General features: G+C 68.6%; 14 protein-coding genes. 3 read left to right on the forward strand and 11 right to left on the reverse strand.

The genetic code is table 11. From position 1 onward, the window contains the following. Entirely contained in the window at positions 1-840 is an 840-nt protein-coding gene (locus EIZ45_RS07950) for a MaoC/PaaZ C-terminal domain-containing protein (RefSeq protein WP_134664249.1), read from the forward strand. 233 nt (positions 841-1,073) lie between these two features. On the opposite strand, the gene EIZ45_RS07955 is transcribed toward EIZ45_RS07950, so the two are convergent. Beyond that, positions 1,074-1,730 carry a TetR/AcrR family transcriptional regulator gene (locus EIZ45_RS07955; RefSeq protein WP_134664251.1) on the reverse strand — a complete coding sequence of 219 codons (657 nt, stop codon included), beginning with the start codon at positions 1,728-1,730 and terminating at the stop codon, positions 1,074-1,076. 121 nt (positions 1,731-1,851) lie between these two features. On the opposite strand from EIZ45_RS07955, the gene EIZ45_RS07960 reads away from it, so the two are divergent. Together EIZ45_RS07960 and EIZ45_RS07965 are read left to right on the forward strand one after the other, a co-directional pair. Then, positions 1,852-2,496 carry an SCP2 sterol-binding domain-containing protein gene (locus tag EIZ45_RS07960; RefSeq protein WP_037808997.1) on the forward strand — a complete coding sequence of 215 codons (645 nt, stop codon included), beginning with the start codon at positions 1,852-1,854 and terminating at the stop codon, positions 2,494-2,496. A 29-nt stretch (positions 2,497-2,525) separates the two neighbouring features. Next, positions 2,526-3,104, forward strand: coding sequence for an SCP2 sterol-binding domain-containing protein (locus tag EIZ45_RS07965; RefSeq protein WP_205670003.1), 579 nt, complete (start codon positions 2,526-2,528; stop codon positions 3,102-3,104). On the opposite strand, the gene EIZ45_RS07970 is transcribed toward EIZ45_RS07965, so the two are convergent. The 10 genes from EIZ45_RS07970 to EIZ45_RS08015 all read right to left on the reverse strand — a co-directional run bounded on the left by EIZ45_RS07970 (position 3,101) and on the right by EIZ45_RS08015 (position 12,518). After that, entirely contained in the window at positions 3,101-4,216 is a 1,116-nt protein-coding gene (locus EIZ45_RS07970; protein WP_134664253.1) for a DNA cytosine methyltransferase, read from the reverse strand. The genes EIZ45_RS07965 and EIZ45_RS07970 overlap by 4 nt on opposite strands. 10 nt (positions 4,217-4,226) lie before the next feature. After that, complete coding sequence (locus EIZ45_RS07975; RefSeq protein ID WP_107050910.1) at positions 4,227-4,655, reverse strand: very short patch repair endonuclease; 429 nt, start codon at positions 4,653-4,655, stop codon at positions 4,227-4,229. A 13-nt stretch (positions 4,656-4,668) separates the two neighbouring features. Further along, complete coding sequence (locus EIZ45_RS07980; RefSeq protein WP_037808993.1) at positions 4,669-5,136, reverse strand: FxsA family protein; 468 nt, start codon at positions 5,134-5,136, stop codon at positions 4,669-4,671. Positions 5,137-5,190: 54 nt separating this feature from the next. After that, positions 5,191-6,102, reverse strand: a complete 912-nt coding sequence (locus EIZ45_RS07985) for an SEC-C metal-binding domain-containing protein (RefSeq protein WP_134664417.1) — start codon at positions 6,100-6,102, stop codon at positions 5,191-5,193. Between the two features lie 33 nt (positions 6,103-6,135). Next, a complete protein-coding gene (locus EIZ45_RS07990; RefSeq protein WP_134664255.1) occupies positions 6,136-6,636 on the reverse strand; it encodes a DNA topology modulation protein FlaR in 501 nt (166 codons plus the stop codon). An 11-nt stretch (positions 6,637-6,647) separates the two neighbouring features. After that, positions 6,648-7,838: a hypothetical protein gene (locus EIZ45_RS07995; protein ID WP_134664257.1), complete on the reverse strand. Its 1,191-nt coding sequence runs from the start codon at positions 7,836-7,838 to the stop codon at positions 6,648-6,650. Next, entirely contained in the window at positions 7,835-8,419 is a 585-nt protein-coding gene (locus tag EIZ45_RS08000) for an ATP-binding cassette domain-containing protein (protein WP_043831750.1), read from the reverse strand. The genes EIZ45_RS07995 and EIZ45_RS08000 overlap by 4 nt, the downstream gene beginning before the upstream one ends. Before the next feature lie 31 nt (positions 8,420-8,450). Next, positions 8,451-10,385, reverse strand: coding sequence for an ABC transporter ATP-binding protein (locus tag EIZ45_RS08005; protein ID WP_106961287.1), 1,935 nt, complete (start codon positions 10,383-10,385; stop codon positions 8,451-8,453). A 20-nt stretch (positions 10,386-10,405) separates the two neighbouring features. Further along, a complete protein-coding gene (locus tag EIZ45_RS08010) occupies positions 10,406-10,978 on the reverse strand; it encodes a TetR/AcrR family transcriptional regulator (protein ID WP_167753960.1) in 573 nt (190 codons plus the stop codon). Between the two features lie 106 nt (positions 10,979-11,084). Continuing rightward, positions 11,085-12,518, reverse strand: coding sequence for a dihydrolipoamide acetyltransferase family protein (locus tag EIZ45_RS08015; protein ID WP_043831657.1), 1,434 nt, complete (start codon positions 12,516-12,518; stop codon positions 11,085-11,087). Between the last annotated feature and the right edge of the window lie 6 nt (positions 12,519-12,524).

Genomic DNA, 12,524 nt, shown 5'->3' on the forward strand with positions numbered 1-12,524 from the left:
ATGGCTGTTCGTGAAGTGACGAGCGTGCCCAGCCTGGCGACGCTGTACCCGAAAGCCCTGCTGCGCCGCGGCGGCGGCTCGACTCTGCCTAGTACGGAGTTGGTGCGCCCCGAGGTCGTCGTAGACCCGGCACACGTCGCGGCCTACAACGAAGTCTGCGGATTCCGCTTCTCGGACGAGCTGCCCGCGACGTATCCGCACATGCTGGTCTTCGGACTGCAGATGGCGTTGATGACCGAGCCGGGGTTCCCGTTCCCGCTGCTGGGTTTGGTGCACGTCGAGAACCGGATCACGCAACACCGTCCGTTGCTGCTGGGCGAGACGTTCCGGGTGAGTGTGCGCGCGGAAAACCTGCGCCCGCACGAAAAAGGCAGCCAGTTCGACATGGTGAGCGAGGTCCACGCGGGCGCGGACACGGTGTGGAGCGAGGTGTCGACTTATCTCCGCCGCACCGGCTCGGGCTCGGGTTCGTCGGGTCCGCGCACCCAGCTGACGCCCCCGAAACCGTCCGCGCTGTGGCACGTCCCGGGCGACATCGGCCGCCGCTACGCCGAGGTTTCCGGCGACCGCAACCCGATCCACCTGCACCCGCTGACCGCACGCCTGTTCGGCTTCCCGAAGGCGATCGCGCACGGGATGTGGACGAAGGCGCACGCGCTGGCGTCCTTCGAGGGCAGGCTGCCGGACGCATACAGCGTCGCGGTGCGGTTCAAACAGCCGGTGCTGCTGCCTGGCCGCGCGGCATTCACGACCTGGCAGACCGACGACGGGTGGGCCTTCGAGCTGTGGCACGCCCGGAAGCCGAAACCGCACCTGGACGGGGTGATCTCAGCCCTCTGAGGGCTTCTCGTTCTTCCAGCACCACGACACGGAGATCTCGCACAACAATCGGCAGCACACCAGTGTTGTGGAGAACCAGCGGGATGAGCACCGACTGCCCGCCGTCCCGCTCTGGGCCGGAGGCAAAGGTGTGCGGTGGGAAGGTCTTCAGCCGACCCGGTCGCGCGTTGAGCACCAGAACGAGAAGACCGTGAACACCAACGCACAGATCGAGACGGGCAGAGCCGCGCCGCTCACTCTGAGGGCTTCCAGACCTGCCCCTCAACCAGGTCGTTGAACCCGAGCCACACCAGGTTCATCAGCCAGGACGCGAGCACGCCGTCGGAGATCTCCGGGTGGTCCAGTGCCCAGTCGGCCAGCGATTCCGCCGCGCCGACCAGCGCCGCGGCCAAACCGGGGCCGGAGAACTCCGTCTGCTCGCCGAGGCCCTTGCGGGTGCCCGCGGCCACCACGAGCGCCGCGACCAGTTCGATCGCGCGCGTGCGCATCGCGGTGATCTCCGCCGCGAAGCCGCCGCCGACCGTCAATGCCTGGCGGTGCAGCACCGTCCAGGACTCGCGGTATTCGGCGACGAAGCGGTAGAACGAGCGCAGGCCGTGCCACAGCTGCATGTCCGGCGGCAGATCGGGCTGCACGCCTGCCTGGATGGCCTCGAGCAGGCGCGTCGCCTCGCGCTGGATGCTCTTGCCGAACAGGTCTTCCTTCGAGCCGAGATAGGTGTAGATCATCGGTTTGGAGACGCCCGCGACCTCGGAGATCTCGTCCATCGACGCCGAGTGGTAGCCGTGCTGGGAGAACACCTGCACCGCGGCGTCCAGGATCTGGCGTTCACGGACCGCCCTCGGGAGCCGCCTCGCTCGCTCGGGTGGGCGCTGATCTTCGTCGGACACGGTGACTGTTTCCTCCCTCTCGCTGGCACGGACGGTACCCGTCCCCAGGTCGGCGGCGTTGCTTGCCGCGCTACCTACTCACCGGTAGCCTTACGGCGGAAAGTTCCGGAAGGGGTGGAAGATGGCCGACAACCCGGAGGCGACCAGCTCTGACCTGGCCGGCCTGCGCGGGGTCGCGCTGCTGGACGCGCTGGACCGCACCGAAGCCGTCGACGCGAGCGCGCTCGACGTCAACGCGGTCGCGGACGCCATCGACCCCCGCGAACTGGGCCGCTCCGACATGAACCGGCTGCTGGCGGCGCTGATGCGGCTGTCGGAACAGGTGCCGGCGTTCTCGCTGGACAAGGTCGACCCGACGAAGTTCGCCACGCTGGTCGCGCGGGCGTCGCGGGCGCAGCTGGAAGCCGTGGTCGCCGAACGTCCGCTGCGCGAGCGAGTGCTGGACGAGATCTTCGCGCGCATGGGAGCACACATCCGTGCGAAGTCACTGCGCGCGGTGGTCCACTGGCGGCTGTCCGGCGGCACCGGCGAGGGCGGCTACGACCGCTACGAGACCGTGCTTTCCGACGGAACCTGCACGGTGTCCCGCGAAATGCGCGAGAAAGCCCGCGTGACGATTACGCTTTCGCCCGTGGACTTCTTCCGCATCATCACCCACCAGGCAACGCCCGCGGTGCTGTTCGTGACCGGAAAACTGAAGGTCAAGGGCGACCTGGCCTTCGCAGCCGGGCTGGTCGGCCACTTCGACCTGCCCCGACCGGCCTGAGCCGCTCCGTGTCCCGCTGGCGTTCGCGCATGCGTGCCGCGCACTCACCCGGTGAGCACGCGGTGAACGGTTTCGCCCGCTCTCTCGAGGTGGGCAAACTGACCCCGGAGCAGTTCGTGCAGGTCCTGGAGACGTTGCACATGCTCGGCACCGCCGGAGCCGGCATCGAAATCGCTTCGCTGACCACACAGTCGTTGGTCGACGTCGTCGCGGCGGCTTCGCGGGAGCAGCTCAAAGGCATCGCCGACCACGACGAACTGCGCTCGGTCTTCCTGGACGAGATCTTCCGCCGGATGTCAGAACACTTCCGCCCAGACCGAGCCCGGCATGTAGACGTTGTGGTCTCCTGGCGCTTCCCCGCCGGGGACGATTTCGACCGCTACCAAACAGTCATCGAGGACGGCCTGTGCGTGTCGAGCACCGACCTGGCCCGCACCCCGGACACGACGATCACGGTGGCGGTTGAGGACTTCATCCGCATGGCGACCGGGAACGCGGCTGTGGCGGCGATGTTCGTGACGGGCAAGGTAAAGGTGAAGGGCGAGTACGCGCCGGCAGTGCGGTTGTCGGGGTATTTCGACATCCCCAAGCCGACTGGGGCGGACTAGCCCGTGGCTTCGAGGCTCATTTCCCCACGCGCCAACGGCATCAAGTAATTCTCCGACAACCACCGCACCACCGGCACGCACACCGCGTCCCCGAAGCCGAACAGGGCCTGGTTGTTCCGCAGCCCCTCCAGCGCGTACTTCCCCGCCCCCATCAGCCGCGCGTACTCGCGCGGCGTCATCCACCGCACCCGCACCGAGCCGCGGCCAGCTTGTACGACGGCTTGTTTGGACGATCCGCCGCGGGCGGTGCGCAGGCAGCCCGAGATGTCGTCCGGCCGGACTTCCCACACTGGTTTTCCGTTGCGGGTGCGCCGATAGGCCGTCCGGTACACCAGCTTCTTCCCTGCCTTGAGCTGCGCCAATCGCTCCAACTGGAGCGGCGACAGCGACCCGATGAACGCGTCAGCGCGCGGTGCGGTCCACCAGCGCTCGTCATCGGGCGAGAGGCGTTCGACGGCGGCGGACAGCCCGGTGACCAGCAGCGGGGGCGGCGCGGGCAAGGCGGCGCGATGTGTCCGCAACGCCGGGTCTAGCGCGAGCCAAGGAGGGCGGAGCGGCGACGGCGCGGGTGAGTCCGAGGGCGGGTTTTGCGCGCCGACGATGAACAACCTGGGCCGGGATTGCGGGACGAACCGCCGGGCGTCCAAGGTGAGGACATCGGCGGAGTAGCCGAGGCGGTTGAGTTCTCCGATCGCCGCGCGGAGGTCGTCGCCGCCGTGGCTGGTTGCCAGGCCGACTACGTTTTCCAGCGCGACTACCGGCGGACGGTCTTGGCCCAGTTCGTCGAGGATGCGGGTGAATTGCCAGAACGTCGACGAGTGCGAGCCCGCCAGGCCGCGGCGCCAGCCGGCCAGCGAGAGGTCTGTGCAGGGGAACGACGCCCAGGCCAGGCTGAGGCCGGCGGGCAGATCGGCGCCGCGGAGGGCGGCGACATCGCCTAGTACGTACTCATGTGCGCCCTGGTCGTTGAAGTGTGCCTCGTACATGGCCTGCTTCGCCGGTTCGATGTCGTTGGACCACGCGACGTCGAAGCCGGCCGGTTCGAGGCCTAGGCGCACGAGACCGATGCCGGCGAAGAACTCCGCGGCGGTGGGCTGACCCGGTTGAGGCATGGCGCCAACATTAATGGGGACGGCGTTCTTTCACGGTCTCGATCACCCGCGACGCGGCGACATCGGTCGCCTCGTGTTCCCAGATTCGCACCGACAGCCAGCCCGCTTCGTGCAGCAGTGCGTCGGTATTCGCGTCCCGGCGGCGGTTGGTTTCGATCTTGGTCCGCCAATAATCGGCATTGTTCTTCGGCCACGTGCCGTGTTCCGGGCAGCCGTGCCAGAAGCAGCCGTCCACGAAAACCGCTACTCGCGCGGGGCCGAACACCAGGTCAGCCTCGCGGCGGACGCCTTTCACCGGACGGCGGTGCACTCGGTAGCGGTACCCGGCGGCGTGCAGGATCTTGCGCAACGCCATTTCGATCCCGGTGTTGCGCGACTTCTGTTTGCTCATGCGGGCGCTCACCGCGGAAGTCGTTTCCAGCCGCTCCACGGGAGCCATTGTGGCGCGCGGTTCAGCCCTCGACGATCCGGCCTTCGATCACCGGGTGGTTCTTCGCCTGCCGCGGTTCCTCCGCGACGACCTCGCTGTCCACCACCATCACCGGACCGCGGCGCTGGTTGGCGTACCGGATGGCGCGCTTCTCCGCGCGGCGCAGCCAGAACCGCCGGGCGATCGAGCGGGTGGGCGGCAGCAGGAACAGCAGGCCCAGCACGTCGCTGACGAAGCCGGGGACCATGATCAGCACGCCGCCGAGCGCGACGAGCATCCCGTCGGTCAGCTCTTTCTCCGGATTGCGGCCGGACTGCGCGGTCGCCATGAAGGCGCGCATCGCCTTGCCGCCCTCGCGACGCGCCAGCCACGAACCCACGAACGCGCCCGCGATCAGCAGACCGATCGTGCCGAGCACACCGACGACCGAGCCGACCGCCCAGATGGCGGCGACTTCAGCGATGACGTAGAGCAGGAACACGACAGCCATACCCAGTGAACGAACGAGTGCCGCGATTTGCTCCCGAGGATAGATAATCGCAGGTCAGATGCTTACGGGACGGCCGCAGCATTTCTTGTACTTCCCGCCCGAGCCGCACCAGCAGCGCTCGTTGCGCGCCGGTGGCCAGTCGATCGCGCCGCCTTCCTCGAAGATCTCGTTCATGCAGGCCAGCCGGGTGTCTTCGGCGGCCGGGTCGCTACCGGTGCGGGTCGCGAACTCCTGGAGCTTCGCGGTGGTCAACGGGACCAGCGCGATCCGCGCGATGCCCGACTCGGACAGCTCCCGGTTGGCGGCCTCGCGGTCGGCGATGGCGGCGTCCGCATCGGCGTGCTGGACCAGGTTCGGCCAGGCCTCGTGCGCGCGGGGGATCTCGGCGCGGGGCCAGAACAACACTCGCACTTCCCCTGGCGGCGCGGGCTGGGCGGGAGCAGGGGCATCATCCGAAGGGCTCTGGACTGACTCGTCCTGCTCGTCCGGAGGCAATCCCAGCGCGCGGCGCACCCGTAGGCGAGCAGTCAAGATGTGGTTCGCGTGGGTGAAGAACCCGAACTCCGCGTTCCCGCCGGTCGGCTCCGGCGCGTACAGCCGGGCTGCGGCCAGGTCGAACCAGGTCAGTGCCTGCTGGAGCTCGCCGCGGTGTTCCAGCAGCTCAGCGGCCAGGTAATACGGCACCGGTGAGGACAGCGGCTCGTTCCGCAACTCGTCAAGGCAGGTCTGGGCCTCCTCGGCCCGGTCGAGGTCGAACAGCACCTCGGCGAGTTCGACCCGGGCGTTGCCCCCGTCCTCGCCGCCCGCAGCGACCGCCTGGGTCAGCAATGCGATGGCGCGGTCGTCGTCACCGGCCTGACGCCACGCCTGTGCCGCCTCGAGCAGGATCTCTCCCCGCTCCTCGGGATACTTCTCCAGCTCGGCTTCCAGTTGTGCGGCGGTCTCCGCGGCCGTTCCCGTCTTCATGCGCGGCACTGTATTCCCGGTCCCGCAAGGCGATCACCGCAGGCGCTGTAGGAACGCCGACACCTCGCGCGGTGAGCGCAGCAGCACCTGCCGCGCGGTCGGGGCTCCCTCGGCGATCCGCTGCAGCATCAGCGGGCGCCGGGTCGGCCACTTCCAGATCCACTGGACCAGCTCGGCGTCGATCTTCGACACGCATCCGGCGGCCTGCGTCTCTTGGCCCCATTCGCGCAGTTGCCGCCGCACGGCGCGGAACAGGCAGGTGTAGCGCGACGCGTCCAGCAGCACGACGGTGTCGGCGAACGGCAGGCGCAGGTCGAAGGTCTTGCTGTAGTTGCCGTCGATCACCCAGTTGTCCGTGCTGGCGGCTTCGGCGACCGCGGCGCGGAACTCCGCCGGCGGGGCCGGGACCCAGCCGGGTCGCCAGTACAGGCGGTCCAGATGGGTGACCGGAATGTCCAATGCCGCGCCGATCTGCCTGGCCAGCGTGGATTTTCCGGCCCCGGAGCATCCGGTGACCATGATGCGTCGCCCCATGAGCGGGGAGCCTAGGGCCAGACCGGGAGGAAGCTCGCGGCAATTAATCCCAGCACGAGGAGCTCCGGGCCCCGGACCAGCTGGCGCACCAAGCCCGCGGGGATCAGGACTCCCTCGTACAGCACCATGCCCATCGAGCTGAAGTCCAGCGGGCCGCGGGTCACCGAGCGCACGGCGGACAGCGCCGCGATCAGGGCCGCCGCGAGCGCGCCGATCGACGCTGGGATGCCGAGCAGCAGGACGACGCCGGTCCAGAGCAGGGCGAGGACGCAGAGAAAAGCGCAGGTCACGGCGTGCAGGTGCAGATCGGACGCGGCCAGCCAGCGCCGCAGTCCGGGTACCCGGTGCAGCTGCGCGATCGGGGCGGTGAACGGCAATAAACCCAGGTAGCCGCCGATGCCGATCAGCCAGACCGATGTGACGGCCGGGAAGGTCGCGTGGGTCGCGACGACGGCGAGTGCTAAGAAAACCGGCAGGCCGAGTGCGGAGCGCCGGGCGAGGACTCCGGTGAGGACGTATCGGGTGACGACGAACCGGCTCGCGAGCGCATTCCGCCACGGAACCGGGCGGCCCGCCGGGAGAAGTGCCCAGACGTCCAGGAAGGCGGCGGATGTCCGGCGCACCATGCGCTCGGTGTAGTGCCGGATCAGGGTGTCTCGAGAAGCCGTGTGCGGCAAGGGAGAAGACCGGAGCAAGGCGATCGTCGCGAGACCGGCGGCGACCACGTAGGTCCACAGTGGAATGACCAGCGGCAGCGCGAGGGTGAGCGGGAGAAGGGATTCGCCGGGAAACGAACGTCGGCGGCCCAGCGCCAAGGCCAGTGCGGCGATGACTACGAAAAGCGCGATCGGGCCGACCAGCGAGCTGGGAAAGCCGATGAGCATCCCGGACACCGCGAAGAAATAAGCCGCCACGGCGAACCGGGCGGCCCAGTCCAGTACGAGCCGCCGGGTGAGCACGGCGGGACGCTGGCCGTCGAAATCGTCCCAGGTCAGCGTGGCCGGATGGGCCCAGACGTACCCGCGGCGCAGCGTCGCCCGCCAGGCCAGGGCGAGGCCGGTGCACAGCACGAGCAGGCTGCCGAGCGCGCCCACCGGAGCACCGCCGATCAGCTGGCTGCGCACTAGTTCGGTGTTGTAGAACGGCGACCCCAGCAGGCCGGCCGCGATGACCAGCGCCAGTACCAGGTCCGGGCGTTTCACAGGTCCACCACGTAATCCGCGACCTCGTCCGCGAGCGGCGGGTGATGGCTCGCCACCACGACCGCCGCGCCGCGCCGCGTGCTGGTGGTGACCAGGGTGGACAGCCAGGCCCGGCCCTCGGCGTCCAGGGCGCGTTCCGGTTCGTCCAGCAGCAGCACCTCGTGCGGACGCGCGACCGCGGCGTGCAGCAGGAGCCGACGGCGTTGCCCGGCGGAGAGTTCCGCCGCGGGCACATCGGGAGCCGGGACCGGGCCTTCGGCCAGTTCGCCGCCGAAGGAATTGCGCAGCAGATCGAGATGCTGGCGCGGGGTGAGCTCGTCGAAGAGCGCCGAATCGTCGAAAAGCACGGAAACCCGGCGGCGGAAAGCGGCGGACCGCTCGTCCGGCGGCCCGCCGCAGACGGACACGGAACCGGACGTCGGTGCCTGATTCCCGTAAAGACAGCGCAGCAACGTCGATTTGCCCGCTCCGTTTGCACCGCGGACGACCAGGCATTCGCCGGCGTCGACGGCCAGGTCGAGACCGCTGAACAGCGCTGTCTCGCCCGCGGTGACCCCCAGGTCTTGAGTGGTGATGAGCACGAAACCCCCTCGGCTGATCACCCCAAGATAGTCACTTCAAGTACGCCTCCGCTTGCAGCGTGAACAATTCCGCGTACCCGGCATCGGCCGCCATCAGCGCTTCGTGGGTGCCGTATTCCGCGACCTTCCCGTGGTCCAGCAGCAGAATGCGCTCGGCCTGGCGGACCGTCGAGAACCGGTGCGAGATGTACAGCGTCGTCCGTCCGCGAGACAACGTGTGCAGCCGGTCGAACAGGTCGTGCTCGGCCTGCGCGTCCAGCGCCGACGTCGGCTCGTCCAGGATCAGGATCGGGGCCTCGCGCTGGAAAGCCCTGGCCAGCGCGATTTTCTGCCATTCCCCGCCGGACAGCGACACGCCCTGGTCGAACCACCGGCCCAGCGGGCTGTCGTACCCGGTAGGCAGCCGGGCGATGCGCTCGTCGGCTCCGGCGCGGCGGGCGGAGTCCTCGATGTGCTCGCGATCGGTGAGCCGGTTCAGGTCGCCGAGGCCGATGTTCTCCGCCGCGGTTCCCTGGTACGTCACGTAATCCTGGAACATCGCGCTGATCTTGGTGCGCAGTTCCGCCGGGTCGTACTCGCGGATGTCCACGCCGTCCAGCAGGATCCGGCCCGCGGTCGGGTCGTAGAGCCGGCACAGCAGCTTGAACAGCGTCGATTTGCCCGCGCCGTTGCGGCCCACCACCGCGACCGTTTCGCCGGGACGGATCTCGAAACTCACCCCGTGCAGCGCCGGTTCGTCCGCACCCGGATAACTGAAGCTCACCGACTCGAACTGGATGTGTCCATCCACAGTGGACGGAAGCGGGCGCGGTTTCGCCGGTGCGGTGATTTCCGGTTTGGTGTCGAGGAATTTGTACAGCGTGTCGAGGTAGAGATTGTTCTCGTACATCCCGGAAAACGCAGTGAACAACCCGGTCACCGAGCTTTGCACGGACGTCGCGGCGGCGGTGTACAGCGCCAGATCGCCCAGCGTGAGCCGTCCGCCGACCGCTTCCAGCGCGATGTACAACGCGATCGCCGAGCCGACCAGCGTGCTGAGCAGTCCCCACGACGTCGAGCTGACATTCCGTTTCACCGTCAGCTTCCGCTGCCGTTCGTAAGCCACCACGCCGAGCTTCCGGAACCGGTCCACGAAGTACGGGCCGAGGCCGAACAGCTTGGTCTCCTTGGCATACGTGTCCGTCGTGACCAAAGAGGACAGATAGTCCATCCGCCGTTTGATCGGCGACATCATGAACGTGAGCCAGAACGCCCGCGAACCGTACTTCGACTGCGAGATGAACGCCGGGATCGGGGCCAGCAAAGCGACCAGCGCGAGCAGCGGGCTGATCGACACCAGCAACGCGATCATGCTGGCGAAGGTGATCAGCGTCCGGATCAGGCCGAGCGCCGAGGTCATCATCGACAACGGTCGGGTCGGCGCTTCCTGCGCGGCCTGGCGCAGCATGTCGTACGACGACGAACCCTCGAAGTACGCCAGGTGCAGGTCGCTCGCGTGCCGCATGACCTGGTGCCGGATGGTGAGCGTCATCCGTTCCTGCAGCAGGGATTGCGCGATCGTGGTGAGCGAGCTGCTGATCGCGGTCGCCGCCAGCACGCCGAACTGGAACAGCGTGATGCGCACGATGTCCGCGGTCGACCCGCGATGCTGGATCGCCGCGACCACCGAATCGAGCAGGATTTTCGCGAGGTACGCGGTGACCGTCGGCAGCAGGCCGGAGGCCAGCGTGATCACCGCGAGCACGATCGTCAGCGTCGGACTGGCCTGCCAGGTCAGCTTCGCGACCTTCGGCAGGCCGCGGACGGTGCCCGCCACCGACGTGCGCATCCGCGAAAGGCGCGCCCGCACGCCTTTCGGTTGTTCCGGCTGCTCCGGTTCCGGGATGTCGACCGGCCCGGTGAGTCCGCTGTCCGGCACGGATTGCGCCATCCTGCGGCGACCGCGGCGGCCGAGGGCCATCTCGATCCCGCCCCCACCGCCGGGGATCACGCCAGCACCGAACCGTGCAGGAAGACGTCGATGACCTCGTCAGTAGTCGGGGAACCGGGCATCGGGCGGGATTGCGTGAACAGCAGCGCCAGGAACAGCGAAGCGGCCTTGTCGACCGGCAGCCGCAGCCGGGCGGCGTCCGGGACGAACAGTTCCCGCACCGCGCGCTGCATCGCTTCGAGCGACTCGCGGCGGCTGTCCCCGGTCACCGACTTGCGGTTGCGCGCCGCCTCCGCCGCCGCGCGCGGCCGTCCCTTCATCGTCGCGGCCATCACCGCGCCCATGCGCTGGAGGTGCGCGTTCATCGCCTCGGCGGCCTCCGCCAGCCGCTTCTCCAGCGGCAGCTCAGCCGGGATCTCTCCGATCATCTCCAGTGCCTCCGCCGGATCGAGCGCGGCTTCCACGCACGCGTCGAACAGTTCGTCCTTGTCCTGGAAAACCCGGAAGATGGTGCCCTCGCCGATCCCGGCGGCGCGGGCGATCTGCGCGGTCGTGACCCCGCGGCCGTGCTCGACGACCAGCGGAAGCACCGCGCGGACGATCATCCGCCGCCGGTCGTCCGGCGCCATCCCGGGCGCTCTTTTTCTTGTCTCCATGCGCTCCACGGTACGGAGTGAGTGCTCACTCCGTCAACGGATTAAAACGAAGGGGCCGTGCGCACACGGCCCCCTCGGCTCAGTACGTGATCGCGACCGCCGGATCGGCGAGCAGCGCACCGACGTCGGCGAGGAACTCCGACCCCTGCTGCCCGTCGACCACCCGGTGGTCGAAGCTCAGCGACAACTGCATCACCTTGCGCACCTTGATCTCGCCGTCGACCACCCACGGGGTGTCGCGGATCGCCCCGACCGCCAGGATCGCCGACTCGCCCGGGTTGATGATGGGCGTGCCGGTGTCGACGCCGAACACGCCGACGTTGGTGATCGTGAACGTGCCGCCCAGCATCGCCGCCGGCGTCGTCTTGCCCTCGCGCGCGACGTCGGTCAGCTCGGTGAGCGCGACCGCGAGTTCCTTGAGCGACAAGGAATCCGCGTCCCGGATCTTCGGCACCACGAGACCGCGCGGGGTCGCCGCCGCGATGCCGAGATGCACGTAGTCCTTGTAGACGATCTCCTGCGCCGCCTCGTCCCACACCGCGTTGACGTCCGGCGTGCGCTTCGCCGCGAGGCACACCGCCTTCGCCGCGAACGCCAGCGGAGTGAGCTTGACGCCGCTGAATTCGCGCGACTTCTTGAGCTTCTCGCGCAGTTCCATCATCGGCGTGACGTCGATGGTGAGGAACTCCGTGACGTGCGGAGCGGTGTACGCGCTCTGCACCATCGCGGCCGCGGTCGCCTTGCGGACCCCCTTGATCGGCACGCGCCGCTCGCGGGTCGCCGGGTCGTAGCCGGAATCCACAGTGGACACTGCGGGTGCGGCGGAACCGTTGGCGGCCCGGTGGACGTCGTCGCGGGTGATCACGCCGCCGTCCGCGCTGCCGGTGAGCGTGTGCAGGTCGACGCCGAGGTCCTTGGCCAGCTTGCGGACCGGCGGTTTGGCCAGCGGGACGTAACCGCCACGCGGTGCCGCCGATCCTGCCGGTGCCACTGGTGCCGGGGACTGCCCCAATGTGGCATTGGGTGCATGCGACGCACCCAATGTGGCGTTCGGTGCATTGAATGAGCCAGCGGCGCGTGGCGCCTCCGTTGAGGGCGGCGGCGGGGGCATGGATGGAGCACCCAATGCCACATTGGGGTGCTTTCGGGCCCGGCGAGTGGTACCGGCCGCCTTGGAGCCGTAGCCGACCAGCGGCTTCATCTCCTCCTCGGCCGGAGCGGCGGGCTCGGCGGAAGCGGCCGCGGGAGCAGGAGCGGCTTTCCCGTCCGGATCCACGTCCATCGTCAGGATCGGCGTCCCGACCTCCACCGTCTGCCCCGGCTCCACGTGCAGTTCGGTGACCACACCGGCCCACGGGATCGGCAATTCGACGGCGGCCTTCGCGGTCTCGACCTCGACCACGATCTGGTTGACTGTGACCGTGTCGCCCGGCTTCACGCGCCAGGCGAGGATGTCGGCCTCGGTGAGCCCCTCCGCCGTGTCCGACAGGGGGAATTGTTTGTACTCAGGCATTTCTGC

Source organism: Amycolatopsis sp. CFH S0740 (genome assembly GCF_004522315.1).
Classification (GTDB): Bacteria; Actinomycetota; Actinomycetes; order Mycobacteriales; family Pseudonocardiaceae; genus Amycolatopsis; species Amycolatopsis nivea.